The organism is Thiohalocapsa sp. (assembly GCF_019695415.1).
In the GTDB taxonomy this organism is placed as follows: domain Bacteria; phylum Pseudomonadota; class Gammaproteobacteria; order Chromatiales; family Chromatiaceae; genus Thiohalocapsa.
The window spans coordinates 1-2,130 of the sequence record NZ_JAIFKJ010000500.1 but is presented as its reverse complement, the minus strand read 5'-3'; the positions used below and the strand labels follow the sequence as shown (position 1 = coordinate 2,130).

Annotated in this window: 1 protein-coding gene; it reads left to right on the top strand. The window is 67.0% G+C overall.

All coding sequences use genetic code 11. The annotated features are described in order from the left end of the window. On the top strand, positions 1 to 2,130 hold a 2,130-nt coding region (drmA, locus tag I6U14_RS13880), incomplete at both ends, for a DISARM system helicase DrmA (protein WP_296900109.1).

Genomic DNA, 2,130 nt, shown 5'->3' with positions numbered 1-2,130 from the left:
GTAGGGTCAGATGTGGAAAAGAGCAAGGGCCGGGGCTGACCGACCTGCACCACACGGAACGGGTGCAGCCGCTTGACCCGACGGTCGCCCATCCCGGCGACAACATCGCGGATTTGCTCTGGTTCCCCACCGGCGGCGGCAAGACGGAAGCCTACCTGGGGCTGGCGGCCTACACGATGGCGATCCGCCGCGTGCAGGGCACCATCGCCGGACGCAACGGGCACGCGGGTGTGGCGGTGCTGATGCGCTACACGTTGCGCCTGCTCACGCTACAACAGTTCCAACGGGCCGCTGCGTTGCTGTGCGCCTGCGAGGTCATCCGCCGCGACGACCCCGCCCGCTGGGGCAGCGAACCCTTCCGCATCGGGCTGTGGGTGGGGCAGAACTCCACGCCCAACCGCGTCAAGGATGCCGAGGAAGCCGTCAAGCAACTGAAGAAGAGCGGCTACGCGGGCGCGGGGAAGGGGTCGCCGCACCAGTTGACCACCTGCCCCTGGTGTGGCAGCGCCATCACGCCCGACCAGATTGTGCCGGAGCCTGCCGAGCGCGGACGGGCGCGGGTGATTACCTACTGCGGCGACCCGCTGGGGCGCTGCCCCTTCAGCCACAAGCAGGCACCGGGCGAGGGCGTGCCCGTGATGGTGGTGGACGAGGAAATCTACCGCCGCCTGCCCAGTCTGCTGATTGCCACCGTCGATAAGTTCGCCCAGATGCCCTGGAACGGACGGATTGCCGCGCTGTTCGGGCAGGTGGACGGCTATTGTGAGCGCCACGGCTACCACACGCCCGACACCGACGACCGCAGCAACCACCAGGCCCATAAACGCGCCGGATTGCCCGCCTCGCGCTTTCTGGAGGTGGCCCCGCTGCGCCCGCCCGACCTGATCATCCAGGACGAGCTGCACCTGATCAGCGGGCCGCTCGGCACCCTGGTGGGATTGTACGAAACCGCAGTGGACACGCTGGCAACCTGGGAGGTGGATGGCAAGCGCGTGCGCCCCAAAGTCATCGCCTCGACGGCGACGATTCGGCGGGCCAGCGAACAGGTACATAACCTGTTTGCGCGCCAGGTACACATCTTCCCGCCGCAGGGGTTGGATGCAGAGGACACCTTCTTTGCCCGCCAGCAGCCCATCAGCGAGCGCTATCCGGGGCGACGCTACCTGGGCATCTGCACCCCCGGCATTCGCCACAAGACCGCCCTGATCCAGACAGCTATTGCACTACTTGCCGCCGCGCAGAGCCTCTACGAGCAGGAGGAGACGGCAGCAGACCCCTGGATGACGCTGGTCGGCTACTTCAACTCGCTGCGTGAACTGGCGGCGATGCGCCGGGCGGTGGATGATGCCGTCAACACACGCCTGAAGAGGATGGATCGGCGCGGATTGGTGAAGCGCTTCCTCGACCCGCACAGCGTGCAGGAATTGACCTCGCGCCTGGGTGCGTCCGACATCCCGAAGATGCTGGATCGGCTGGAAATCCCCTTTGATCCCGCAGCGAAAGCCGCAGCACAGGCGGCCAGGAAGCAGAAGAGAGCGGAGAAGGAGAGCGCGTCACGCTTTCCGGTGGATGTGCTGCTGGCGACCAACATGATCTCGGTGGGCGTAGACGTGAGCCGCCTGGGGCTGATGCTCGTGGGCGGGCAACCCAAAGCGACCGCCGAATACATCCAGGCCACCAGCCGCGTCGGGCGGCAGCATCCGGGACTGGTCTGCACGGTCTACAACTGGGCGCGCCCGCGTGATTTGAGCCACTACGAGCGGTTCCGCCACTACCACGCGACCTTCTCCCACCACGTTGAGGCGCTCTCGGTCACACCCTTCTCGCCCCGTGCGCTGGATCGCGGGCTGAGTGCGCTGCTGGCGTCGCTCATTCGGCTGCGCGAACCGGCCTTCAATCCCAACGATGGGGCCGGAGAAGTGACCGCTAAGCATCCCATCGTGAAGGCCACCCTGGACCAAATCGCCGCCCGTGCGGAGCATTTCACCACCCCGCCGAGCCCCACGCTGGTGCGCCAGGCCCCCGCGCAACGAAGGGCACCCGGGCAGAACAAATGCCCGCCACCGCCCGCCCTCTTTACCCACCGACCGCTGCCGACAGCCCACGTAGGGATGTCCCCGGGGGCGCACC